Source organism: Psychrobacter sp. TWP2-1-2 (genome assembly GCF_049896785.1).
In the GTDB taxonomy this organism is placed as follows: domain Bacteria; phylum Pseudomonadota; class Gammaproteobacteria; order Pseudomonadales; family Moraxellaceae; genus Psychrobacter.
In genome coordinates this window covers 1-24,651 of record NZ_JAFCVA010000023.1, presented here as the reverse complement: position 1 = coordinate 24,651, position 24,651 = coordinate 1, and the positions used below count along the sequence as shown (strand labels likewise).

General features: G+C 42.6%; 17 protein-coding genes, 1 tRNA gene and 2 pseudogenes. 8 read left to right on the top strand and 12 right to left on the bottom strand.

Annotated elements, in window-relative coordinates:
- Positions 1-100: 100 nt before the first annotated feature.
- A complete protein-coding gene (locus ACP7AE_RS13415) occupies positions 101-322 on the bottom strand; it encodes a hypothetical protein (protein ID WP_201539973.1) in 222 nt (73 codons plus the stop codon).
- Positions 323-479: 157 nt separating this feature from the next.
- Between ACP7AE_RS13415 and ACP7AE_RS13410 the strand changes: the two are divergent.
- Positions 480-1,705 (top strand): annotated as a pseudogene (locus ACP7AE_RS13410) (IS3 family transposase).
- A gap of 43 nt (positions 1,706-1,748) precedes the next feature.
- Here ACP7AE_RS13410 and ACP7AE_RS13405 read toward each other — a convergent pair.
- The 8 genes from ACP7AE_RS13405 to ACP7AE_RS13370 form a co-directional block, all read right to left on the bottom strand.
- Positions 1,749-2,063 carry a hypothetical protein gene (locus ACP7AE_RS13405; RefSeq protein WP_201539972.1) on the bottom strand — a complete coding sequence of 105 codons (315 nt, stop codon included), beginning with the start codon at positions 2,061-2,063 and terminating at the stop codon, positions 1,749-1,751.
- 126 nt (positions 2,064-2,189) lie between these two features.
- Positions 2,190-2,663, bottom strand: coding sequence for a hypothetical protein (locus tag ACP7AE_RS13400; protein ID WP_201539971.1), 474 nt, complete (start codon positions 2,661-2,663; stop codon positions 2,190-2,192).
- On the bottom strand, positions 2,663-3,907 hold the full coding sequence (locus tag ACP7AE_RS13395) for a hypothetical protein (protein WP_201539970.1): 1,245 nt from the start codon (positions 3,905-3,907) through the stop codon (positions 2,663-2,665). The genes ACP7AE_RS13400 and ACP7AE_RS13395 overlap by 1 nt, the downstream gene beginning before the upstream one ends.
- Positions 3,908-3,916: 9 nt before the next feature.
- Positions 3,917-6,607, bottom strand: a complete 2,691-nt coding sequence (locus ACP7AE_RS13390) for a DUF2345 domain-containing protein (protein WP_426243670.1) — start codon at positions 6,605-6,607, stop codon at positions 3,917-3,919.
- 172 nt (positions 6,608-6,779) lie between these two features.
- Positions 6,780-7,493, bottom strand: coding sequence for an OmpA family protein (locus ACP7AE_RS13385; protein ID WP_045451536.1), 714 nt, complete (start codon positions 7,491-7,493; stop codon positions 6,780-6,782).
- Positions 7,494-7,726: 233 nt separating this feature from the next.
- Complete coding sequence (gene tagF / locus ACP7AE_RS13380; protein ID WP_201539968.1) at positions 7,727-8,707, bottom strand: type VI secretion system-associated protein TagF; 981 nt, start codon at positions 8,705-8,707, stop codon at positions 7,727-7,729.
- Entirely contained in the window at positions 8,704-12,750 is a 4,047-nt protein-coding gene (gene tssM / locus ACP7AE_RS13375) for a type VI secretion system membrane subunit TssM (RefSeq protein ID WP_426243667.1), read from the bottom strand. Before tssM ends, tagF begins: the two co-directional genes overlap by 4 nt.
- 66 nt (positions 12,751-12,816) lie before the next feature.
- Complete coding sequence (locus ACP7AE_RS13370; RefSeq protein WP_426243665.1) at positions 12,817-14,601, bottom strand: hypothetical protein; 1,785 nt, start codon at positions 14,599-14,601, stop codon at positions 12,817-12,819.
- Between the two features lie 417 nt (positions 14,602-15,018).
- Between ACP7AE_RS13370 and ACP7AE_RS13365 the strand changes: the two genes are divergently transcribed.
- The 4 genes from ACP7AE_RS13365 to icmH all read left to right on the top strand — a co-directional run bounded on the left by ACP7AE_RS13365 (position 15,019) and on the right by icmH (position 19,069).
- On the top strand, positions 15,019-16,068 hold the full coding sequence (locus tag ACP7AE_RS13365) for a M15 family metallopeptidase (RefSeq protein ID WP_227676417.1): 1,050 nt from the start codon (positions 15,019-15,021) through the stop codon (positions 16,066-16,068).
- Between the two features lie 31 nt (positions 16,069-16,099).
- Positions 16,100-16,786: a hypothetical protein gene (locus ACP7AE_RS13360; RefSeq protein WP_201539965.1), complete on the top strand. Its 687-nt coding sequence runs from the start codon at positions 16,100-16,102 to the stop codon at positions 16,784-16,786.
- Positions 16,787-16,795: 9 nt separating this feature from the next.
- Positions 16,796-18,142: a type VI secretion system baseplate subunit TssK gene (gene tssK / locus ACP7AE_RS13355; RefSeq protein ID WP_201539964.1), complete on the top strand. Its 1,347-nt coding sequence runs from the start codon at positions 16,796-16,798 to the stop codon at positions 18,140-18,142.
- A 114-nt stretch (positions 18,143-18,256) separates the two neighbouring features.
- Positions 18,257-19,069, top strand: coding sequence for a type IVB secretion system protein IcmH/DotU (gene icmH / locus ACP7AE_RS13350; protein WP_060491495.1), 813 nt, complete (start codon positions 18,257-18,259; stop codon positions 19,067-19,069).
- Between the two features lie 259 nt (positions 19,070-19,328).
- On the opposite strand, the gene ACP7AE_RS13345 is transcribed toward icmH, so the two are convergent.
- A tRNA-Asn gene (locus ACP7AE_RS13345) sits at positions 19,329-19,404 on the bottom strand.
- Positions 19,405-19,704: 300 nt separating this feature from the next.
- Positions 19,705-20,907, bottom strand: coding sequence for a pyridoxal phosphate-dependent aminotransferase (locus ACP7AE_RS13340; protein ID WP_201614082.1), 1,203 nt, complete (start codon positions 20,905-20,907; stop codon positions 19,705-19,707).
- 541 nt (positions 20,908-21,448) lie between these two features.
- Between ACP7AE_RS13340 and ACP7AE_RS13335 the strand changes: the two genes are divergently transcribed.
- Genes ACP7AE_RS13335 through ACP7AE_RS13325 form a run of 3 tightly spaced genes read left to right on the top strand, consistent with a single transcriptional unit; the run spans position 21,449 to position 24,549 of the window.
- Positions 21,449-22,186, top strand: a complete 738-nt coding sequence (locus ACP7AE_RS13335) for an SDR family NAD(P)-dependent oxidoreductase (RefSeq protein WP_201539962.1) — start codon at positions 21,449-21,451, stop codon at positions 22,184-22,186.
- A gap of 57 nt (positions 22,187-22,243) precedes the next feature.
- Entirely contained in the window at positions 22,244-24,004 is a 1,761-nt protein-coding gene (locus ACP7AE_RS13330) for an NAD(P)/FAD-dependent oxidoreductase (RefSeq protein WP_426243661.1), read from the top strand.
- 41 nt (positions 24,005-24,045) lie between these two features.
- Positions 24,046-24,549, top strand: a complete 504-nt coding sequence (locus ACP7AE_RS13325; RefSeq protein ID WP_426243659.1) for a DUF1365 family protein — start codon at positions 24,046-24,048, stop codon at positions 24,547-24,549.
- Here ACP7AE_RS13325 and ACP7AE_RS13320 read toward each other — a convergent pair.
- Positions 24,546-24,651, bottom strand: a pseudogene (locus ACP7AE_RS13320) (IS5/IS1182 family transposase); the annotation flags it as partial. The gene ACP7AE_RS13325 and the pseudogene ACP7AE_RS13320 sit on opposite strands and share 4 nt — an antisense overlap.

Below are 24,651 nucleotides of genomic sequence, written 5' to 3'. Positions count from 1 at the left end.
AATCCTATCGAGAAGAAGTGGGCACAAGCTAAATTTCTACGCCAAGGATGGATGGAAAATAATCTGCCTAAACTATTTCATGATATGGGCTGTATCGATTTTATATTAAACTTACTATAGTTAATAAATTTGATTCTTTAATACCCAGTTTGACAAATTCTTCATACATTAATAATAAAGGTTCACCAGTACAATTATTTTCAATACTAGATTCAATAAAAGTAGTTTCACTTTTTGCGATATTAGGCACGTCTTCAATAGCACTACTTTCTACTGAACACCCTAAAGGTGCAAAAAATAGAAACAGAATAAACTTTTTCATATGGAACCTCTTGATTTTGTAATGCACCATTATTTTTATGACCAAGCATACTAAGGAAGGACTAATGTCCTTCCTCTGATTATGGGACGTACTGAGCTATGCTGAAGAAACCATACACCTAAACTTGGTAAACTAGCGACTTGACAAGGAGTTTACCATGACCAAGAAAATCAGAACTTATAGCACAGAATTCAAAGCAGAAGCCGTCAAGAAGATAGCGGACAACGATGGGAATATTTCAGCGACTGCAAAGCAGCTTGGTATCGCCATGCAGACCTTATCTAATTGGCACAATAAAACCAATCAAGGCAAACTTGCAGGAACAGCTCAATATGATCCTGAACTCATGGCGGTGATCGAAGAAAACAAGCGTCTTAAACGACAGCTCAAAGTTGCTGAAGAGGAACGAGAGATCCTAAATGAGGAGGGATAAAGCGAAGCACTACTTCGCCCCGACGCAAGGGGAGAGCTATGCTCGAGTGAGGCAACGTCGTACTTTGCAAAGCACAGTTAGTCAGGTACGCCTTTATCAAAAATAACCAGCACTTCTTTAGCATCACCACTATGTGCCGCGTGCTAAAGGTTAAGCCATCAAGCTATTACGACTGGATAAATCGCGATATTAGTGAGCAACAGATACATCGTAACCAGTCTGAGCTACTGGTTAGAGCTGCTCACAGTGAAACTCGTGAGCGCTATGGTGCTGATCGACTGCACGCAAAGCTGATAGAGCAAGGGCACGATATTAGCTTGTATATGGTCAGAAGCATTAAAGAAGAACATGGCATCAAATGCCGTCGTCACAAACGTTTTAAAGTCACCACGAACTCCGATCACAATAAGCTTGTCTATCCAAACATATTAAATCAGCAATTTGATGCTAAGCGTCCTAATGAATCGTGGGTCAGTGATATTACTTATATCTGGACCAATGAGGGCTGGTTGTATTTAGCTGGAGTCAAAGATTTATACACCAAAGAGCTGGTCGGCTATGCTATTAATAAACGCATGACCGCAGATTTAGTATGCCGTGCACTCAATATGGCAATTAAGAATAAACGCCCAAGCCAAGGATTAATTGTGCACTCTGACAGAGGCAGTCAGTATTGTAGTCATGCCTATCACAAAATCATCAAGCAGCATCATTTCAAAGGCTCAATGAGTGGTAAAGGCAATTGTTTCGACAACGCACCCATAGAAAGCTTCTGGGGCACATTAAAGAATGAGCTAGTGTATCACCAAGACTATAAAACAAGGTTTACAGCGACCAACGAGATCACACAGTATATCGAGCTGTACTATAACCAAACGAGGATTCAAAAGAGTTTGGCCTATAAATCGGCAAGGCAGGTGTGGTTTGATTATCATCGTCAGGCTGCGTAACTAAAATCTCCCAAGTTTAACTGTACGGATTTGACGGCAGGGGTCAGGGTGCTTCACCAGACTTAATATTGATTTGCGCAGTGGTAGTGGCACTAATACCTTGGCGCTTAGCACCATCTGTAGCAGGATTGATAATACCCATTTTTAGACTGGCAGCGACTTGTCCATCAGCGACGTTGAGCTGTGAGTAAGCTTGTTCTTTGCGATGATCAGTAATCCATTCTGCTAAGCCGTTATCCGTGTTGCGATAACCGCTCTCAATCGCTTGTTCGTTGTCCGTGGCAAATAGGCTAGGGCGAGTCGATGACAGCAGACTACCTGTATTAATCAGATGTTCGCTATCACCGATAGACTGCATGAGGGTTTGATCGTCGTATCAATAGTAGACCTCTTTCAAAATTGATATTTTGTTGACTCTTAATAACGAAGATTCTACAGATAGCGCTGACTTATGCAAGAGGTCTAGTTACTGCTTGAACATTATTTACAAAGTTGGTTTAACTGTATTTTCAAAATAGCTATCGGCTTGGTCAGTGGGAATAGCACATGTAGGATTAAAGGTTAAACTTTGACCTGTTGATTCGCAATTATTAACGTTATATACAGTCTCTTCATCACAATATCGATGTCTAGCATTATTTGCAAGCTTGATATTATATACGAAATATACATCATCATTGTATTGCATTTTATATGCATGGTTTGGAACTAGAGCATTATTATCATCAAAATAAATAACTGTATAGCCATCAAAATCAATAATATATTCTAGTTTAAAGCTGTTAATTTTTTTTCCATTTTTATCGAGCGTATGGAAAAGAGCTTTATCGTTTTTAGTCAGCCTCTGAAAGTCTTGTAATTCGATTGTTGGTTGAATAGACGGTGAACAGACGTTAGTTTTAGCAATACAACCCGTTAATAAAATGGATATGAATATTGTAAAATTAATATTTTTCATTAATAGACCTCTATGTAACCATAATAGTTAGTTGAAAAGTTAGTGACGCTAATACCTCTTCTCGGTAGATCTCTTGGAGAGTTGTTGGGCTCTTCACCCCAAGTAAATATGTTGAATTTTACACGTCCAATATGTAAAGAATCAGTTAATACATTACGTCCATCGCCATCAAAAAGCTGTAAACCGCCTTCATAAACTATCCAGTGAATTGAGTTAATATCTCTATCGCCTTTATTGTTACTAATCATTTTTGGCTGTATCATCATTATTATTTTTTTACCAGATTTATATTTCTTATCCATTTCAAATAATTTATCTATACTAAAATTTCTCTTATTAATTATTGTCTTTCCAACATCTAATAAACCCAAATCATGACTTTTTGTACTGCTATAGCTTGCCACCTCTTTACACATGCGAGTAAGCATTCCCATCCAGTTTACAGCGCCTAATTGGTCAAATGACCCAGTTTCGATACCATCGTATCTTAGATTGCTTTCACTACTACGTGTAGAGGCTAGCACTATCCAATCAACTTCATCCATTTTCATGTTTTTGTAGTCAGAATCGTCAGGCTTTATGTCATACATTGAGCTTTTAGGCCTAATACTATAGCCATTACTTAGTTCGTAAATACCTGTTCTATGCAGCTCTACCGCTATTTTTTTGTATAAGCTACTACTACGTTGTATTAAAATATAGTATAGGCAGGCCATGCCGCAGAGTGAGGATTGTGCCTGATCAATTAACCAAGGTTTAGACATTCTTTGCTGTGCTTGAGTCAAGACTTTTTTGCCATCAAAATATCTAAAGCGGTTATGTACAAAGTATTTATTACTAACAGATTTTTTCGGTCGTGCTTGCATATGGCAACTTATTTCGATTTCACAACCTGCCATATCTTTATACTTGTCTTTCAACTCTAGCGTAAACTCAGGTCCTACAGTTATTGCCTTTAACGTTATAAACTTATTCCTAGAGGTACTAGGGCTCATATATTTAATAACCCAAACTATCTTCGTACTTTCGATACCCTTCTTCGAGCCTGCTAACTTAGCTAAGAACTTATAAGTTTTATTAAATACTAAGCCCTTTTTGTCAATTACGCCCGTTCCTTTATTATTTGCACCTATAGTAAGATCGGTTGTTAATTCAAAATTTACTAGCGTCGGTACGCTAATGCTTTGATTGTAGAGATTAAGCGTTCCTAATCTTGAAGAGGCTTTTGTAGTTGTTTTACCCATTTTTTTGTCCTAAATGCTATCGTCAGTTATTTCATGCAACTCAACTACGTTATCGTCTTCATCAAGCTTTAAATAAACTTCAATTTCTTCAGGGTTATTTGAAGAAAAACGTTCAGTTATTCCATGTTCATCAGTCTTTCCCGATATTTGCTCACCAGTAGTAAGATTAGTAGCTTCGTATTCAACAAATGCTAATGGGTTTCCATCATCATCTGTAAACTTGTATGCGATACTATAAAGAGTGCTTAATATTTTCTCATCAGGCAACCCCGCCAACCCCAACCCATCTACACCACCCCCAAACTTATTATGCTTACCAGCCTTCTCCGTAAACTGCTTTGCCGCTATCGTAATATTTGCGCCATCTAAAGTGATACTCGCACCACCAGCCGTCAGCGTAATTTTATTCGTCGCTACTATCTCAACCTCTTTGGTCGAGGAAGCGATGTTTATATCCTGCTTAGCCGTGGCTTCAAGCTTACCCGTATGGGCGGAGAGGGTGATATTCTCTTTGGCATTGGTCATGCTAAATTGACCATCGGCTATGATATTTAGAGACTCGCTACCGATCTGGCTATGACTCTCTCCACTACTGATCATCATATCTTGCTGCGTGGTGGAGACCATCTCACCCATGCTTCTGTGAATCAGCGTATCGTCACTGGCATAAGCACTGTCTGCTGCGCTATCGATCAGCGCGAATGGCATTGTTTGATGGGTTTTGGTTTGCTGTTCCTCTGCGATAGTCTCAAGCTGCGTCTTAATCGCTTTGTGGTCATTGACATGACGTCCAAGCCCTGTCGCCAGTTGCGTTAACCGCTCAGTTAAGTGCTGACCTCCAAGACCAGTTTGAGTCAGAGTCGGGGTGTGCTGCTGGTAGTTATGCTGTCCAGATTGCGTATGAGTTTGCGGTTGAGTGGAAAGGACGAGGGCTTCGCCTGATTTTATATTGATTTGAGCGTTAGTAGTCGCATTGATGCCTTCGCGTTTGGCGGTGTCTGATGGATTGATGACCCCCATCTTTAGACTGGCAGATATCCCAGCACTGTCTATTTTTATCTGAGAGTAAGCTTTTTCTGTACGGTGGTCAGTCACCCATTCAGACAGGCCGTTGCCCGTGTTGCGATAACCGCTTTCAATCGCTTGTTCGTTGTCCGTGGCAAATAGGCTAGGGCGACTCGATGACAATAAACTGCCAGTGTTAATTAGATGCTCGCTATCGCCGATAGACTGCATCAGGGTTTGGTCGTCCGCTCTATGGGTGAAGTGGGTGCCGTAGTTCGCGCCAGCTTGCGCCTCCAATCGGTTGATAGGCTGAGCTGGACTATCCAGTAAATAGCTGCGCGTGGGCGTCATATGGTTACGGCTATCGATATCGCTTTGCGCTTCGGTGATACCTGTCATCGGCGGTAGGGCATGTCTGCTATATAGGTGACCGACCCATGGGGTATCAGCGGTAATGAGGCACAGCTGAGTTAAATGAATGCCAGATGCTAATGTCGACGCATGACGCTGTTGGTGGCGTGTGCTTTGGGTCAGCCCTGTGACATGCGCCAGACTATTGCGTGCCAAATGAATGATATGAGTAGCACGGTAGTGCTGATTGAGCGCACTGTGATCGACAAGCATAAAAGTATCAGCAACACTCAAATCCGTAGCATGGGCTATGGCATGATAGATGCTATATCGATTTTGATGACTGTTTGCCACGATGGTTGCTTCGTCTATGGTTTCAGTATCTGTTACTGGCGCAAAAGCAGCTGGTGTGTCTAATGTGAGAGTGTGGTTATTCGAATGGCTTACTTCATCAGAGTTACTGCTCATCGCAACGTCAGCGGACTGCGTTGGGTGTGCAACACTGCTGCTATTAAAACGCTGCATCGTTACTGAATTTGGTTGGGTGATGACCTGCTCACTCAATGCCAATACAGGTGCATGGACACGGTCATGTAACACTTGCTGGTAACGCAGCCCGCCAATATTTAGGCTGATTCCATCGCTATCACTTGGATCTGCGGTGGTAATAATGAGCTTTGGTGGACTGTGCTCATTCGTTTGCTCATGGCGCAGATAGGCTGTGAGTCCTTGACGCGCAAGCCGCTCGCAAATATGTGTCCAGTCGCTTATTTGCCACTGGGTCATGCGTGCTGGTGACCAGTTAGCATCTTCACCATTGTTGCTGTCATCGATGATTTCTATATCCAGCGTAGCCGTGCGCTCTGCTACCATCGCTTGTACAGTCAAATGAGTATCAATGTGACCGCGTATATGCTGATGCAGACGATAAGTGATGGGCTGGGCGAGCAGGCGATAATAGCCGTAGCTGCCATCATGATCTAGCTGATGCACAGCCGTTATATAAAGATGACGAAAGCTTAGGCCACTTGGAATATCAAAGCTCAAGGTCAGAGGGCTACCGATGAGATTGGTTAATGGCGTAAAAGGAGGGTGATGCCGCTCATGGATATAAACGTGTAGCACATAAGTGTCGATACCGTGCTGCTGGTGTTGGCGATTACCATTGGGGTTTAGTTGAGCAATGATATCGGCTTCATCAGCGCTATGCATGAGCTTATCTTGCCACGCACCATGAGCATTGATGTCTTGGCGAGCGCTCGGATAGGGCGCTTGAGTGCTGCCTTCACTGGCATAGAGCCGATCAGGGTGCATAGGCAGCACGGTATTGGTCAAGCGTAGCATAGTTATGTCCCTATTTTTTTAGCAGTGGCTCTCTTTTAGCATTGGTGTTTTTTGTAGCATCGATATCTCTAGTAGCAATGACAGTATGTTTTTCAGAATTATCAAACCAGCTATCAGCACTTAACCGTCATTGCTTAGTGACCATTATCGTCATACGTTCTACATAGCGATGTTATTCATTAAGGGTAAATTCGATACGGCGATTGCGAGTGCGACCTTCTTCGTTGTCGTTACTAGCGATAGGGTCTGAGTCTCCTTTACCAGTAGTACTGAGACGAGTCGCATTTATATTTCGACCGATCAAGTATTGTTTGACGGCTTCTGCACGCTTATTTGATAGGGCAAGATTGGCAGTAGAATTGCCGACATTATCGGTATGACCGGTGATAAGAACAGGCTTATCACCGACCCGCTGTAACACCCCTGCCATATCGTCTAAGATACCAAGACCCATCGGCGTTAGATTGGTGCTACCAGACTCGAACTCGACGATACGGTTGCCTAAAGTCTCGTCTATGAGGCGTTGTTCACCTTCTACCACGACCAGCTGGTTTTCTAATTGATAGAGATCAGTTAGGCGCGAGTGAATACGGTTTTGAATGGCTTGCTTTTGCTCAAGGCTGCTTACCTTGCCATGTAAGCTAATGGTCGTCCCATGAATGTCGATACGCCCCTGACGAATGTTAGAGATATCGCTATCAATGATAGTCGTGGCTATCTGTTGCCAGTTGGTTGGTATACTGATGTTCGAACGTACTTCGATTTCATCTCTGACAGGTTTATCAGGATACTGTGCTTTTAGTTTGTCGAGCAGTTGCTGTTTGTCTGAACTGGTAGCGACCACACCTTTGATGACCACTGGCACATTTTGTGAATTATTTGTCACATGAGTGTCGTTATGTTCCGCAAATACAACGGCGCTCATAGGTAGTGTGATAGCAGCGGCTAATAGCAGGTTTTTCGTGTGATTTGTTCGCTTGGATTTTGTTATTCTAGAGAGGACTTTCATTCAAGTACCTTTTTAATCTGTCTATTGTTGAGCAGTGACTAATTGCAGGGGTATGATGCATGGCGGCTACTATCAGCTGTTACGAATCAGCAGTTATCGTGAGCTATTATTTATTGTGCTAAAAAAGTTTTTTTAAACAATTGCCTGGTATCATACAGATATAAATTGTCTTGTAACAATACTTTATTAAACCGTGTCAATCCAATGTCTTCATCGATATAGCCTTGAGTCCAGTCGCTATGAGCGATGACTACCCAATCTTCAGGATAAGTTCTTTCACTTTCTGATATTTGCTTGAGTATACGTCCATCGGGTTTAGTAAAACTCATGAGCAGGCGATAGCAATTAGCGACACGATATAAGTAGGTATTCAAGTAGAGCTGGTGTGGCTGATAAAAACCATTGATGAGATCGTGCCAAAAAGTGGCCATGTGTATCGAGTTCTCTCTATCAGAGGTAAGTGACCAGCAGATGGCTTTATTCAAGCCATGGAAACCCTTAGTAAAGGTGGGTAAAAATAACAGGCCAGTGGCAATGATTTGCTGTATCAGCTGCGCTTTATCGATGTTCATTAAGATCGCTATATCATGCAACGTAGTGGTATTGATAAAATCATAGTAGTAAGTACTGGCATTATTATCGATGCTGAGTTGGCTATGATTGAGATGCTCCATCAGATCGCTATTGTCAGTTTTGGATTTAGCCATACTTAAAACTTCATAAGTGTCATTCCAAAGCGCTGATGACTTGACGGGCAGATAGTTCATCCAGTTTTTCGGTTTATCGAGATGAAGCACGCCAAAACCTATCAATGGGTAATTTCTATAGCTACTATCGTGACTAGGGATCAAAACACCGGTAATAATCTCATTAGCTCTAGTATCGATATGACTGAAATTTAAAAAGGCAAAGTTATGATTACTGACATTGTCTATCGGAATTCCGCTAAATACACTTTCCGACACGGCTAGCGCTTCGCTGACCCATTCATCAATGGCATTGGTCTCAGAGATATGAGCGCGCGCCCGTACAAAGTCCCCGCGAGCAGGCAATTTTCCAAAATATACTAAAGGCAAGGAGTCTGGAGTCATGGCGTTTGCTCCTGCTGTTCAGTCACGGCTGAACGATCATCAGTAGCCGTCGTGGTATCAGTAGGCAGTTGCACTGGTGGACTATTTTCACTATTGGTATTAGGGGCTACAGTAGATACGCGGGCGGGCGGCGTGACATTGCTTGTATTTTGCTCGCCAGTCGGTACTGGCTGATTGGTGCCGGAACCCGCATTAGGAGTGTCGCCATCAACAGCATTATTATCAGAAATTGGCCTTGCTGTACGTGTGACACCAAGGGCAATAATCTCCTCTGGTAGTTTCATGCCGGTAAAGGGATTGGTAGAGCGACCTTGACCGGTAGTGGTACTACTACCACTGCCGCTGATGATTCTAAAGCGTACAGAGATAGTGATACCGTCACCAGACCATGCCATCTCAAAGACATCATTGCCAAGTTCAGTACGGCGTGCACTGTTAATCAGCTTTTCTACCCCAAAGCTACCTGCTTCTTCAAAGACAGTAAAGTCTCTGCCATCATAGTCTTTGGCTCGAATACTGGCCCCAGGTTGGCTACTTGGGTTCGGCCATACAAACGTTGTCCACGCTTGAGTACCCATGCGATAACGTAACTGCTGACCATCGACCACAATGGTATATTCAGTCAAACCGCTGACGGGTAGAGGCATGATTTGGAACGTGGTTTGATTGGGAGCGCCACCAGTATTATTCGCACCAGCAGCACCTGAACTATTACTACCCGTATAATTGGTAAAGTAACGGCCAAAATCAGCGACAAACTGCGGATTGAGACCCAAACCTGCACCATTCCAGATTTTACTGGAGATTTGATCGCCGCGGCGAATGATAAAGGGCGATAACGTTTCGTTGACGAATCGCGCCACATAGCCATCTTCGCCGAAGAATTGACCGATCTCTGCAGGCGTCGCTTCTAAGTTTGCATTGGCCGTAAAGGGGTACTTACTGCCTAAATTATCGAGAAAAGGCTTATAGACCTGCGCTTTCCAAACTTTATTAATCTCTGCTTTAGTGGGCGTCAGCAGCATGTTAAATGAACGAGTCAGTGGCTCACTCAACAACGGACGAACCAGTTGTTTTATTTCAGAGTTGGCTTGACTCAGGATCTGCTCATCTAATATCTGTAGAGATTTGGTTAACTCTGAGCCTTCGGGGCTGAGGGTTTGTGAGGCAAACAACAAAGCATCAGGGCCGATGTCGTCACTACGAGCGATATTGTTAAAACGGGTTCTGATATCGCCTAAGCTGACTAAATAGCTGTCTAATAATGACAGATCCTGATTTTCTTCTCTTGGCGTTACTAGCGCATGTATAGAGGAGAATTCTTGCGCAATCACACCTGAGCTTGCTTGTGCTACAGGCGCGGCGTTACTAGAGCTACCACCATTATTCATCGCTGCTTCTGCTTGCCGCAGCTCAGCAGGGCTTTGACGCAGGATGGTTTGCTTAAACCAGTTGACAAATGAGCGACGAGATTCGCCACCATTGCCAGCTGCTTGATTGGCTGCTTTATTGTCCCATTGAGTTTGGCGATCTACTGTCTCAAACAGAGTTTTTAACGGTGACTCTGTGGCATTGGACAGCTGGTTTAATAAGACCGCATGATCATCGAAGCCTGTGCTATCCCGAACATACACTTGAGATAAAAAACGTTTCCATTCACTGATATATTCTTGCTTATAGCGATTGACCAGATATTGTCGTATCTGTTCAGGACTACCCGTCAAGGTAAGATCATCTTGGCTGCTGGTGGCCAACACCCAATCATCGGCGACCACTCTCGTAGTGGCAGCTTTATCAATCTCATCACTGACGAAAGCATCCCATGCCTCTTTAGTAAAAGTGCCTGAAATGACATAACTACCAAGCAGTGTTTCATTAGCATTGTTTTGCGTAATCTGTGCAACCGTGACCGATGGGAAGCGGGCAGATGCACGCATTTTAATCTCAGAGTAAACCCGCTCACGAGCAGGTTGACCTTTGCTAACCTTGGATAAATTGCTACGGGTTTTGTCTATCAGCCCTAAGTCATTTTGGATCAATGGAAAGGCGGGGTCGTCGACATGAGCCAAGGTGAAACTCAAGATACGCTCAGCTTGGCGAATCATCTTGTCACGCGGCATGTCAGCGCGATTGGCTTCGAGCCAGTTGCGCCAAAAACGGGTCATCTGATCACTCAAATGACTGGCCTCTAAATTGTCATGATTGCCAAGCATGAGATAAGCTTTGAGCGCGTTATAAGCATCTTCAACGTCTGTGGGGTCCGACTGGATATAAGCATCATTAACGGCAGCATCAGAGGTGTCATCAGTGTTTGAGTCTTCTGTACGGACTTCTAATTGATCGGCATTGGTATTTACTTCGGTCAAAAACGTTTCGATATTTTGTTTGGTTGGCGCTAAGACGATGATGCTGATGCCGTTATAATATTCTGCTAGCAATTTTTGCTTAAGCTTATCGCCTTGATAGAGGCCAAAACTTAAAGACAGCGGCTTGTCGTCTTCATAGCCTTCAAGCTGCTCGATTCGACTTTGTAGAATATTGAGCGACTCGAGCTGGGATTGTAAATCACCGTTAGAATTTTTTTGTAGCGCTGCGACTTGCTGTAAGTCAGCCACGACACGCTCAGTGAGCTGTTTATTATTGGCATAAGACCATGTCCACAGACCGACAGCCGCACACAAAGTCACGACAGCAGCTAGCGTCGCAAGCGCACGATGACTGCGCTTGTGTCGGTTTTTATGCTGCCTGACCAAATGCTTGTCTTTTAAAATGACTTTAGAAAATAGATCTTGTAAAAAATAGGGCTTGTCTGCGGCTTCTTGCTGCGCATTGAGCGGCATCGCAGGTGGGTGCAAATCGTAATTTTGTACCATTTGTAACGTCATTTGGCTGCTAACTTGCCCGTCTTGCAAGGCGCTGGTAAAGTAAAAGCCACGCAATATGGGCTTAAATTGGAAAGGGTTGTCCTCAAACAACGCATGCATCAGCGTCCGTATCATGGGACGTAACGACTGAAATTCCATTGGGAAAGTCATTAGACTGGGAGATACCGTGCGCTGATGACGTAAGGATAGCTTAGTGGTGCTCAAGTCTTTTAGACCATTGACCAAGACACCAAAATGCTCTTCGAATACGTCCGTGATATTGATATTTTCTGGGTCTTCAGGATAGGGAATGGTCGCGCCCCATACTTGGCTGCGCTCTTCTTGCTCATAGTCATTAAAGAAGTCACGGAAGCCTGAAATCAAATCCATTTTAGTAAAGACCACATAGACAGGCGCATAAACTTCTAACTGTTCCGTTAAGTCTTGCACACGGCTGCGCAGATTCTTGGCCAAATCCAACGCATAGTTTGGATCGTTTTTGGTGAGTTCGGCGATACTGACCGCGATGATGATGCCATTGATCGGTGCTTTAGGTCGATTCTTTTTGAGTAGGCTTAAAAACGACAACCATTCTGAGCGATCTTCTTCATAAACGGAGTAACGTCCTGCGGTGTCGAGCAAAATACCTTCAGTCGAAAAAAACCAATCGCAGTTACGTGTACCGCCGACGCCTTTAACGGATAGCTTGTTACCTTGCTCCATAAAGGGGAATTTTAAGCCAGAGTGTAGCACTGCAGAGCTTTTGCCTGCGGCTGGATTACCAATGACCATATACCACGGCAGCTCATATAACGCCGCTTTGCCTGTTTGATCGCCTATCTTTGATTTGCGAATGGTTTTAATGGCATCTTGCATTTGCTGACGTAGCGCCTGCACTTCTTGAGCGTTTTCATCTTTGGCCACATGAGGGCTATTGTCACCTTGGCTCTCGTTGCCATTATCCTCCACTAAGTTTGCCAGCTCATCTGAGGCAAGCTTACGTTTTTTCCACAGGTAATAGCCAAGCGCCCCCAGCACCGTACATGTGATTAGGACGCCAATGATTATGACAAAGGTTTTAATAGTCACATAATCATAAAGTAAGACTAGGGCGACTATGAGCCCCAGCGCCAATAATACTCTTGGGTTATAGATAAGATGAAAAAACCTTGAAAACATGCGTGCTACCTAGTGTGAACTTAAGACAATAAAACGAGTATTTACCACGACAAAACACCATTAAAACTACGACTCAGATGTTTGAGAAGAGTCTAGCAACCAAAGCATATTGCAGTGCTTATGTTGAGTAATTAGAAATGATCTATCTGACTCTTGTTGGTCTTCTTTGGCTAAGTCAATGAATAACGATAAGCTGATAAATGGCTTCAACCAATTATTCAATGGCATATAATGCCCTAAATGATGTTCGTTTACCAGAGCGCCTTGTGCTATAAATGCTTCAAGAAAGCTCATATACGTTGATAAGTCATAGGGCTGCTTTAATGGATTAATGTCAGACATAGCGGTAATGGTCATGTCTGTTATAGCAACATTAGTCTTGTTTTTTCCTTTGCTATTGATATCAGACGATTTTTTTGTGGACTTTACTGTCTGTTTATCAGTGGTTTTTAGCGTGGTCGTATCGGTCGGTGACAGTGAAAGCATATTGTCTATTAATAGACTTTTGATAGTCGTTAAATGATTCAAATAGCGACGTTTATCACTCAAAAGCTCAGTGCGATGAGCTGTACCTATCTCCGTTAATAAAATACGGGTATTAGCGTCAATATTGAGTAGCTCTTGAGCCGCTTGATTCGAGAATAGCAACAGCGCACCCGCCTCAGTTGGAATGACATTGGTCATTTGCTCAGCATACAAATGAGTGTCTAACCATTCTTCACTTATCTGTGAATCTGCAATGAGAATTAAGCAAAGATCCGGCGCAGTTGATTTAGATAAAGGCAGCAGATGTCTATTAATGAAATCTGCAGGTGTGGCAATTAGGGTATTGTTAGCGCTATTATCTGCTATGGTGTTTGCGATGTCAGTGCTGTCAGTTATGATGGTCGTAATAGCAAGCCGTGTATCAGGAATACCGTAAGTTGCTAACTGTTCTTTTATGGTCGCGATTAAAAATGCTGAATCGGCGCTGGCAGGTAAGCATAGATAGATAGGAAGATTGGTTAAATGACCAGCAGAGGCTGCTGTCATTTTGTCATCACCGTTCTCTTTACGGCTGTTATTTTCACTATTTACTTCGTTGGCACTCACCAAATAATGTTGCTGCCATTCGGGATGAATATGAATGGCTGCGTTGGACTGAGTCGTATCTTTTTGGTGATGTTGGTAAAAGTATTCGGCAAGGCTAGACAGCATCTCCTCGCTCAAGACTAGCTGCTCATAAATTAATGCCTGTAAACGCAAGGTAGTATCATTTAACGCGGCTTTACGTTCGGTAAATCTCTCATCATCGAGATGGCTGTCTAAACTATTGTCTAAATCACTGTTCGAATCTAAATAATGGTCTGAATAGCTGTCGTCAAACTCTGAATCTGCTGAATAGGCATCAGAGATATTAGGATATGGTAGGGCGGCTGCATCAGGGAGTCTTGCAATCGGTTTGACCAACATTGGCATACCATCAATATCTGTCAAATCCTCGCTCAATACGGTTAGGTCTGCATCATTGTCCACCACTTCAGACCAACAGTCTCCTTCTGGTAGGCAGACACGGCTATAGATAAATAACGGATAAGTATTGGGCGGCTTAATAGCGTCTGTTTTATCTGCTGTTCCATCAAGTATCTCTGGTGAATCGGTTGTTTGTTTATCCAGTTTTTTTTGCCACCATGAGAGCGCCATGATAGAGCCAAGAAACAATAAAGGGATGGTAACAAACCATAGCAATAAGCCAGATGAGGTCAGCTGTCGCGCATTGTCTTTAAAGTACATCCAGACCAAAATGAGATACAACACCAAAATCATGACTAAAATAGATCGTCCGTATGACAGTATTTTTTTTGCGCCCACTTATTTAAACTCCCTATTTGTTGGGTTGTTCTTATGATTATTACCATGTAGACAAGCTTTGCGATTCAAATTTTATGATATCTATAAGCTTATTTTTACTATACTAGTTAACTTTATTTGTCTTTTTTATGATTCGATTGTAATGATAGGAATCGCTTTGAAAACGTTGTTAAACTATAAAATCGATAACCAGTGAGGGTTTTAGGAATTATTAAGTAAATTTTTATAATGAAATGGTATTTTTAAGCTGTCTATAAATAAGCTAATGGATAGCAATAAATAAAAATTAGTGTAATTAAGTTAGCTTTGTTTTAAAAGGAGATGATTTGTCTATATAATACTGACGAAATCATAATTATCAACGCCTGTTTATTATTATTTTGTTTTTATCGTCTCAACTGTCGCTGACTCTTGCCTATGATTTACTTGACTGTATCGGTCTTTACATTGCTCTCTATCCTTATGATGGTCATGCTTTTTGATCGGCAGCTATGTGGGCGACTATTAGATAAAGTAATGGTGTTTTTTCATCGATTGCCTAGCCTAAAATTCAAGCGTCCATCAATAAAGACACCAAAGAAGGTATTTCATTATCGTATCAAGCAGTTTATTCGTTTTATTTCGGATATAGATGTTTCTCGTATTCCAGTGATATCGGCATTGTCTTTTTTGATTGTCATGGCAACGGTTGGATTGTGTTATGCCCTGATTACCAATCATTCTCTGGAGGTTTATCATGCCAACGATACCGTGGCTAGCACGACAAATTTGCAAATCAGTCAACTACTCATAGGAGAGCGTCTGCGTCCGCCGTCGCCTCCGCCAGAGGAGCTGTTTGCTGAACTAGAAGCCGAGGTTGCAAGCTATCGAGCTGACAAGACAGAGGAAGGGTATTGGCCAGATAATCAGACAAATATACCTCAGATTGATAGGCCGCTAATGCTCCCTGAGCCTGACTTGTCTGACTTAAACACGCAAGATCATAGCACTGGCTATTCAGGTGATATGTTGGCTACACATCTAAACAATGGTCATATCAATATCAAAAATGCTGACCGTAATTGGCAAAAAATGAACTCGGATTTTGTTCAACGGCTGTTGACTGTATATAAAGTAATGAGTGACCAATATGGCTATGACATGGTGCTGTTAGAAGGCTATCGTAGCCCTGCAAGGCAAGCAAGACTATTGAAAAAAGGCACTCATGTAACGAAGGCAGGATCATACAAGAGCTATCATCAGTTTGGTTTGGCAGGCGATAGCGCCTTTATCAGAAATGGTAAAATTATCATAAGCGAAAAGGATCCTTGGGCAATGCGAGGCTATAAATTATATGGTAAAGTAGCCAAATCTGCCGGACTTGTGTGGGGTGGTGATTGGCGTATGATGGATCTTGGGCATGTCGAGCTGCGCAAAAAAGGCGTGCTCGGTCGCCCAGAAATGGCTGAGATTTTGACCAGTCAATAATGATAATAAAAAGCTAAGGTAAACTGAAAGTATGAATAAATGTATGATATTGCCAGTATCATTAATCGCTGCTACTTGCTTGCTAAGTGGTGCGATCGCCGGATGCAGCACTGATAAATTGAGCAAGTCAAATGGCAAGGTATCGGCATTGGCAGGCGAGCCTCCTACTATAGATGCCATGAGCCATATCGTTGATAATGGCAAAAATAGTGCTGATCTGCAAAGTCTAAAAGCACAGCTAGAACTGCAGCAACAGCAGCTGGCGACCATGAGTGCTGAGCAGCAAGCATTACAAGAAAAACTGAAGCGTCAGCAGATTACTCTAAATATCAAACCCACCACTAATGCCAATGCAGGGCGTACCAAAGTAGGCACAGCAAGTACTGCCTATATCGCATTTTTGGAAGAAGAGAGTCAGTTTACGGATATTGAAGCACTGGCGGCCAAAGAGATCAGTATTATCCCAAATCGTGAGAGCAGTCTGACTGTGAACATTCCACAAGACGCGCGCTTTATCGCTATTAAAGTGGGGCTGAGATATACCAAAAAGCGCTCACAGTTTCTTATCCCACTTGCCAGTCTCAATTTTGATACGCCACTGGCGATCAATATTGGTGGATGCGATGTCAGCATTACTGAGGGTGTTGACCCAGCACTGGCACCTACATTTACCACCAAACTTAAATATTATCAGCAGCCACTAGTCAGCTGTTCTTAGGAGATTGTCTTGAGTAAACACAGGGTATTATGGGGAGAAGGGTTGTTTTTGCGACCCCAACATTTTCAGATTCAAGACACTTATCATGACTCGCAACGCGCTTTGAGTATGATGCTGGTGCATCCTTATGCTTATGGCGTATCTGATGTTCAGATTGATAAGCAACTTTTGGAAAGCAATTTACTAAGCTTTCAAAGTATTTATGCGGTATTGCCAGATGGCACGATATATCATGCACCTCGTACCGACACTTTACCCAAAGCCATTACCTTAGATACCCCAGACAATGGCGATGAAGTTTTCGTATTTTTGAGTTTAGAGATTGTCCATAGTGGCGGCAGCAATATACAGACGGATCGTAGTGACAACCCAGCACGCTATGCAAGGGGCGCTATTGAGGCACAAGATCTATATAGCCAAGCGGCTGAAGCAGTCATTGACGTGATTAAACTGTCGCCAAGTTTGCAATTAAGCCATTCTGCGCAAGCGCCTAGTCAAGATACCGTGTCCTTATTGGTAGCCAAGCTCGTGCGTACCACTCAAGGCATCTATCAAGTAGATGATGATTATATCGTCCCAAGTGTGCATATTACGAGTAACCCTGCGCTTATTGGTCACGTATATCGTTTGATGACGATGATTAATACCAAGTCTACGTCACTGTATGACCATCATCGTCAGTCTAACAATGACTTACTGGAGTTTCGCTCCTCAGATATTGCCTCTTTTTGGCTATTGCATACGCTAAATACCGCATACTCTCAGCTCAGTCATTTATATAATAATGCCAAACTACATCCAGAGCGCCTTTATGAAGCATTATTAAATGTCGCCAGCCAATTGGCTACTTTTAGCTCATTATATAAGGTGGGCGACTTACCTTCTTATAATCACGATAATGCCAATGACTCATTTGTCAGTATCATTCTAATCATTCGTGAGCTACTCAATACCGTCATTGCCAGTAACTTTATCTCGATTCCATTACGTCAAAATAAGCCATCTTATTATACAGGCGAGCTAAGTAGTGACAAGATCACGCGTGGCTCACAGCTGTATCTGTCTGTTAGCTCATCATTGCCGATGCACGAGCTCATCGACATCGTACCACGCCGATTTAAAATTGCGACGCCTGACTCAGTAGAAAAACGTGTCTTATCAGCGCTGCCAGGCTCTTCTATTTCACATGTCAGCCAAGTACCCAGTGCGATACCAGTGAGACCAGGCTTTAGCTACTTCACCATCGAACCGGTAGGCGAGCTATATGACGAAATGCTCAAATCTGAATCTATCTGTATTTATGTGCCAAATGGTTTTGATGATTTAAAAATAGAGCTGATGGCTATCGTACAGTAATTCTTTTTGTCTCTAGAGGTGCTGAGGTTGCAAGATGAGTATGCACTAGGGCGCGCCCTCATTTTGAGAACACGCCCTCAATAGTATTTGAAATAATAAGCATTAGGAATAATCATGTCAGGGAATAATTCAATGGGTTCTGCACCTTCGTTGTTAGATTCAGGCGAAGTGGCTTCAAAGGTCTCAGCAACTGGTCTAGATAAGCGTATCAGTAGTCAGTCGCTGGTAGACATCATGTATGACGGTTTTTACTTGGTGTTTTTATTGCGTAATCATTATTTCAGTACAGAGCCGCGACAATTTCGTCAAAAAATATATGATTTTTTAGATAAGTTCGAGATGAATGCGCGCAAAAAAGGATTTCTGTCAGAAGATATCCATGAAGCCAAGTATGCGTATTGTGCGTTGATTGATGAGACCATCATGACCTCGCAAGAGCCAGAGTTTCAAACTCTCAAAGATGCTTGGGAGCTAAATCCTTTGCAGTTGGATTTATTCGGCTCACAAATTGCTGGTAATGAGTTCTTTGAGCGTTTAGATGGTCTACGCGAGCAAGGAGAGAGGCGTCTACCTGCTCTGGAGGTCTATCACTATGCGATGCTACTTGGTTTTCAAGGGAAGTATCGTTTAGAAGCACCCGAGAAAATTCGTTATCTTATCTCACGCTTAGGGGATGAAATTGAGCATCTACGGGGTAATAAGAACGAGTTTTCGCCATTTTGGGCGATACCGGACCAAATCAAACACACGCTCACGAGCGAAACGCCACTATGGGTCATACTCACGGTCATGGCAGTGTTGTTGACCGCGATATTTGCGACCATGTGGCAGTTTACCAATAGTTTCTCGAATGAGCAGCTGTCAGCATACGACAATGTGATTCAAGAAAACAAAGAGCAAGCTCATATCTCAATTTTTCTACCTTAATTATTTTCCTTACTTTAAATGCTAACTTTTTTAACAGTTTTTATTTCAGCTGCGTACGTTGTGCTGAAATAGAAACCGTTAGGACAGCAAGGTAATGGGTGTTATATCGTTGGTTACTTATTTTTCTACTGAGTTTTATATAAGTTTCTTCATGCCAATAAAAATAATAGCCATAAAAAAACCCTCATCAAAGAGATGAGGGTTTTGGCAAATGCCATAATTGAATTAAAGATAATTCAAGAAATTTACAACTAAAATGTGGCTCTCCAACCTGGGCTCGAACCAGGGACACACGGATTAACAGTCCGTTGCTCTACCAACTGAGCTATTGGAGAATAAGCTGCAAGTGTTTAAAACCTTACAACGAGCCTTAGAAGCCTCTAACGAGTTCTTGCTAAGTGGGGCGTATTCTAGCAAAAATAAAAAATACGTCAAGCCTTTTTTGCATAATTATCAAAGATAATTATTTTAATAGGGGGATAAGGCTTTTTTCGAGGTTTTTTGCCAAAAAAACTCCCAATTGTGAGATGAATAAAAAAGACGCCACATAAAGGATAGGTGGCGTCTTCGTTTATAAGCACATTTCTAAGCACATACTTAAGCGTAGTAATTTTAAGACAGTGGCTGTTTAGTCTTTATTCAGCAACGTCTAGATCAGCCACCGCTTTTTCGATACGTGATAAGGCATCTTTTAGCGTCGCTTCATCAGTTGCGTAAGAGATGCGCATATAGCCACCAAGACCAAAGGCGTCACCAGGCACCACTGCAACGCCAACTTTCTCTAACAACCATGCTGAAAATTCAGTACATGATGACAGACCAGCGGCTTTGATGAGTGGTTTGATATCAGGATATACGTAGAAAGCGCCATCAGGACGCAGGCAGGTAATACCTTTAATCGCGTTCAAACCATCAACGACTAGATCACAACGCTTCTCAAATGCTTCTACCATCGGCGTGAGCACGCTTTGATCGCCACTGATAGCGGCTTCGGCAGCAACTTGGCTGATCGATGTTGGGCATGAGGTTGACTGTGATTGTACTTTTTTCATCGCCCCAATCAGCTTGGCAGGGCCACCAGCGTAACCAATACGCCAGCCAGTCATCGCATATGCTTTTGACACGCCATTTAAAATAATCGCCCGCTCTTTTAGCTCAGGTGCTGCATTCAGAATATTGTAGAACTTATCGCCCGTCCAGCGGATGTGCTCATACATGTCATCTGACACAACATAAATTTGTGGGTGCTTTTTCAGCACGTCAGCGATGGCTTTTAGCTCATCCAACGTGTAAATCATACCGGTTGGGTTAGAGGGGCTGTTTAGTACCAGCATTTTAGTTTTGTCAGTGATAGCGTCTTCTAATTGCTCAGCGGTGATTTTGAAATCTTGCTCAGCGGGGCATTTGACGATGACTGGTACGCCTTCTGCAATGATGACCATGTCAGGATAGCTGACCCAGTAAGGTGCTGGAATGATGACTTCATCACCTGGATTGATAAAGGCTTGCGCAAGATTAAAAAATGATTGTTTACCACCGACCGATACTAGGATTTCATTGGGCTCATAGCTGATGTTGTTGTCACGTTTGAACTTCTCAATGATGGCTTTTTTGAGCTCTGGCGTACCATCGACAGCGGTGTATTTGGTAAAACCATCATTAATGGCATCGATTGCTGCTTTTTTGATGTGCTCTGGCGTATCAAAATCAGGTTCACCCGCACCCAGACCGATTATGTCTTTACCAGCTGCTTTTAGCTCTTTGGCTTTATTGGTAATCGCTAGCGTAGGCGATGGCTTGATGTTGTTGACGCGGTCAGAGAGTTGCAATTCGCTCATGAGAGATCCTTTTTATAGTGGAGTGGGATTGGTGAAGCACTATCATTAATTGTATAACGTTTGAGATGTCATTAGGACACGATATCAGGCAGTTTCAAAAACTGCCGCAACGGAAGTTGATTTTTGAAAATAAATAACCGTTAATAAACATAAGCGCTTTTAACAGGTTGGATATTTTCATGATAAATACGCTGACTAATCAGCCCTTTAATGTAAAGCTAATTTCGATTTTTAGTATTGTAGCATGCCGTAATTAGGCTGTCTTATAAGGCTAGTAACATAAAACGACAGACCTAAGAGCAATTTTTCCAGTGCGCGAGAGTAGACAGGTTCAGTCAATTAAGAGACGCATTGATTGCGAAACCACAACAATAAATCGATAGCCGTGCGCTATGATTGTTTAGATTTAATAAATAAAATGGATGATACCTTAATAAAAAAAGGTTAATGCCATCAGCTGACTAAAGATGATAAGCAAGTATTTGACACCTGAATGCATGGGAAGTTGTGTACTATCAGCATACATAAAAGGACGTTTACGATGACTGACTCTACTAAGAAATTACATATACTTATTACTGGCGCGACGTCTGGTATTGGCAATCAATTGGCAAAAGACTATCTACTAGACGGTCATCATGTCTATGCCGTTGGTCGAGACGATAGCGCATTGGCTGAGCTTGAGTCATTAGGCGCAGAAACGGTTGACTTAGATCTCATGGATCGGGATAAAGTTATCGACGCTTTTGAAAAAATTGAAGAGGTTGATTTGGCGATTTGTGGCGCTGGCATGTGCGAATATCTGGACATGCCAAACTTCGATAGCGCCTCGTTTATGAAAGTGATGTCGGTAAATATGGGTACGTTGTCACATGCTATCGAAGGGATATTGCCAAAATTAATCGCCTCAAAAGGTCGCTTGGTTGGCATTGGTTCAGCATCTGCTTATGTGCCATTTGCTCGTGCCGAAGCTTATGGCAGCTCAAAGGCTGCCATCCATTATCTAATGAAAACTTTGCAAATTAGCCTTGCACCGCATGATGTGTCGGTAAGCTTGGTCGTGCCTGGTTTTGTCGAGACGCCAATGACTAAGCAAAATGATTTTCCCATGCCCTTTATCCAAACAACAGCGCAGGCAAGCAAAGCTATTCGTGATGGTATCGTGAGTGGTCACGATGTGATTGAATTTCCCAAGAAGCTTACATTACCGCTGAAGGTATTGGGGACGTTGCCAGATTTGGTGTGGCAGCAAGTCAGTGAAAAAATTAATAAAAAATAGTTTATATTGAAAAATTGCAAAAAATAAATTACTAAAAATATGGAAAGGAACGCATCAATGCTGTTTAACCGCCGTAAACGTAAGAACCTAGAGACAGTCTCTCATGAAGCCAGCAGCCTCTCAAAGCAGACGACTAACGCTCAAGCTAAAAAACGTATTGCTATCATTGGCTCAGGTGTATCAGGATTGACTTGCGCTCATTATCTGGTGGCGCAACATGAAGTGACAGTGTTCGAGGCTAATGATTATATTGGCGGCCATGTAAATACCATCGATGTGTCGCTACAAGACGGCAAAAAAGCAAAGAGCAGCAATGTGGAAAACAGTGCCATAGATACTGGCTTTATCGTCTTTAATGAGCGTACTTATCCCAATTTCTTTCGTCTACTGCATGAGCTACAAGTGCCGTTTCAATCGACTGACATGAGCTTTTCGGTAAAGAATACAGCGCGCCATTTTGAATACAATGGTCACACGCTCAATACTTTATTATCGCAGCGTAAGAATGCCTTCAATCCAAAGTTTTGGCAATTTATCAAAGATATTTTACAATTCAATAAACATATCAAGCAGCTACGCCAAGACTACGAAATGACACGTGCTAACGGGCAAGATGTTAGTATTTTTACTGAGCAAACGCTGGGCAGCTATCTCACAGAAAAAAGCTATGGCAAGCTGTTTATAGACAACTATCTGCTGCCAATGGTTTCTGCCATTTGGTCAACCAGTCTGCATGAAGTACAAGACTTCCCACTGGTGTTTTTTGCACAGTTCTTTGACAATCATGGCTTGCTCGATGTGGTTAATCGTCCGCAGTGGTTTACGATCAAAGGTGGCTCAAAACAGTACGTCAATAAGTTAATTCCACGCTTCATCAAAGCGGGCGGTAAGGTGAGAGTAAACAGTCCCGTACAGTCTGTGGTTCGCGATGGTGAGCAAGTATTATTGACGGTTCAAAATAAAAGCATTACTGACAACAATATCGAAAGCTTGAACGAAAAATTGGTATTTGACGAAGTTATCTTTGCTTGTCATGCAGACACCGCGCTCAAAATTTTAACAGACGCCAGTAAGGATGAAAATGAGGTGCTCAGACATTTTCGCTTTACCAAAAATACCGCCGTACTGCATACCGATGTCAGTGTCCTACCGAACAAGCCATTGGCGTGGGCCAGCTGGAATTATCTGATTGATGAGAATCTCGCAAATAAAACTGCGCGACAATCAGGACAATCAGCTACTGAAAACCATATTAAAAAAGCGCAAACATCAGCAAAACCAGTGCTGACTTATCACATGAATATTTTGCAACGCCTGACCAAAAAGCACAATTATTTGGTTACGCTGAATCCAGAAACCGCTCATGAAAATATTGATGAGAAGCACGTCATTAAGCGTATCGATTATAGCCATCCTGTGTTTGATAAAGCGATGATTAAGGCGCAAAGCAGATGGTCGAGTATCTCTGGTAACGACATGCATACACATTTTTGCGGTGCCTATTGGTTTAATGGTTTTCATGAAGATGGCGTACGTAGTGGTCTACGTGTCTGTCAGGCGCTCGGTCATGATATTGTCATAAAAGACGAGGTTGATCCGACTCATCTGCCTGATGCCGAGAGCGCACATACGCCGTTTCGTTATAAGGACCTACCGGTAAAGGCAGATACCAAATTGCGCACACTTAATAAGCGTGAGGTTGTCACGGCGCTTACTAATCAGGAGCTGATTGAGTACATTGAACGTTTACAACCGACTGTTAAAAGTGATGAACCAAAGCGAAAGCGTCGCTTATTTGGCCGTCATAAAATGCAGTGATTTTGGCAGTGAGATTAACGAACACTATTTAAGAGAGTGCTATGTCTATTGAAACCGACACGCCTAATAACCTGTTACCCCATCAGTTGTTCCATGGGACGACTTGGCACAGTCGGTTACTGCCAAGTGTGCATAAATTTGCGTACCCATACCGTTATTGGGGCATCAATATCAGCGCATTGGCTAAAGGGCTGGAGCTTCCTGAAGTAAGTACAGGTATTAGTAGCAAAAATAAGCTTTTAAAAAAGTTGCTTTCAAAAGGGCGGCTGGTCAAAGGATTACCATTATTTTCAGCAAAGAAAAAAGCATTGCAGCAGTTTTGTCCTGATGATTACTTACAAGGTCTACCTCTACAAGAGGTAAATAGCCTAAGTAATTGCTCAATGAGTGACAAGCATGGTAATTGTCGTTCAAATTCTGTTCAAGCACTTAATCATCGCTTAAATCAAGCGTTTACTGAGCAAACGGGTAGTGCGCCAACAGGCGATATTATTGGGATGCTCGTTTGCCGCAATGCAGGCATATATTTTAGGGCGTGTCCCTAATTCAGTTTGCAATGAATCATAGTACAAGCTAGATACAGCATAGACTTATAATTACGAGCCAATTTCTCGTATCTAGTCGCAATACTACGGAAGTGCTTTAGC